We start from the raw sequence: 1,208 nt of genomic DNA, 5'->3' as shown, positions 1-1,208 counted from the left end.
CATCGACAGATGCATGAAAAAAAAGCGGATGGGTTTCCCTCCCTGCCGCATCATCCGGCATCACTGCCACCGGCCCCTTGCCGTATATTTGCATTGTAAACATTGTTAAACTATTAAATATCAAAAACGTATGCCACAAGCTTTTTTAGTTCGCAAGTACACTATTCCGGGTGAAGAACCACGGAAAGAAGTATTCAAACCTGCCCCGTTTTATTACGGGACGCTATCGACCCGTGATGCCGCCGATCAAATCGCAGAAGAATCGTCGCTCACCAAAGGGGATGTGCTGAACGTCCTGGACCGTTATCAACGCTATGTCATTCAAAACCTTCAAAAAGGTTACAAAGTTGAACTGCTTGGATTCGGGACGGTCTACAACCGTTTGATCACAGGGAAAGGTGTTGAAAAGGCCGAAGAGGTGAAAGCTACCCAAATCAGAAGCATCGTCCCCGGTTTTACTCCTTCGTACACGATCCTCAACGGTACCCGCCGTTATTCACTCTTAGGTGAAAAAACGACCCTGGTAAAAGTGAATATCAACGGCACACAAGTTCCAGAGGAGGAAAGCGGTAGTGACAGACCTGAAATTGAATGAAACCATTAAATTTATAAACACATGCAACAAACCATCGAGACCAATCCGGCACCTGAAAACCCCAAACACAAAATCTGGGGTATCGTGTTAAAGGTGATCGCCACCGTAGTAGCCACTCTTTTAGGAGCCTTGGGACTCCAGTCTTGCTTGTAGCCATGGTTCCTATCTGCGAAACCGTCCTGCAGGACGAGATCGAACTCATGCGCCATGCCACTGAAAGTGTTCGCTTTATCGTGGTCCACTGTTCCGCCACCCGTTGCAATCGGCCTTATACAGCCGAACAGTTGGAACGCGACCACCGGAGCAGAGGTTTTCGCACGACCGGTTATCATTTTTACATCCGTACCGACGGAACCACCACCCACCCTCGCCTACTTGGTGAGGTGGGTGCCCATGTAAAAGGCCTGAACCATTGCTCCATCGGTATCTGCTACGAGGGCGGGCTCGACCCTGACGGGCATCCTGCCAATACCCGTACGCCCCGCCAACGCGAACGGCTGGAAGAATTGCTAACGATCCTCCGCCAGCTCTACCCGCAAGCCCTCATCACCGGCCATAACCGCCTCACCCCACATGCACCCAAGGCATGTCCTTGTTTTGATGCCGAATGGGA

The 1,208-nt window shown here is 50.7% G+C and carries 3 protein-coding genes; all 3 read left to right on the top strand.

Going from position 1 to position 1,208, the window contains the following annotated elements:
• Positions 1–130: 130 nt before the first annotated feature.
• A complete protein-coding gene (locus NBH15_RS29160) occupies positions 131–595 on the top strand; it encodes an HU family DNA-binding protein (protein WP_128135837.1) in 465 nt (154 codons plus the stop codon).
• A 21-nt stretch (positions 596–616) separates the two neighbouring features.
• Positions 617–748: a smalltalk protein gene (locus NBH15_RS29155; RefSeq protein WP_158579720.1), complete on the top strand. Its 132-nt coding sequence runs from the start codon at positions 617–619 to the stop codon at positions 746–748.
• Between the two features lie 2 nt (positions 749–750).
• Positions 751–1,208, top strand: a 458-nt coding sequence (locus NBH15_RS29150; protein ID WP_250824218.1) for an N-acetylmuramoyl-L-alanine amidase, incomplete at its 3' end; no start/stop codon positions are given.

Source organism: Parabacteroides caeci (assembly GCF_023656795.1).
GTDB classification, from domain to species: Bacteria; Bacteroidota; Bacteroidia; order Bacteroidales; family Tannerellaceae; genus Parabacteroides; species Parabacteroides segnis.
The sequence above is the reverse complement of the archived record's forward strand: the minus strand, read 5'-3'. Positions and strand labels throughout refer to the sequence as shown.

Excerpts from the sequence above, each read along its gene's own strand:
- NBH15_RS29160 (WP_128135837.1), top strand. The coding sequence starts at position 131 with ATGCCACAAGCTTTTTTAGTTCGCAAGTACACTATTCCGGGTGAAGAA.
- NBH15_RS29155 (WP_158579720.1), top strand. The coding sequence starts at position 617 with ATGCAACAAACCATCGAGACCAATCCGGCACCTGAAAACCCCAAACAC.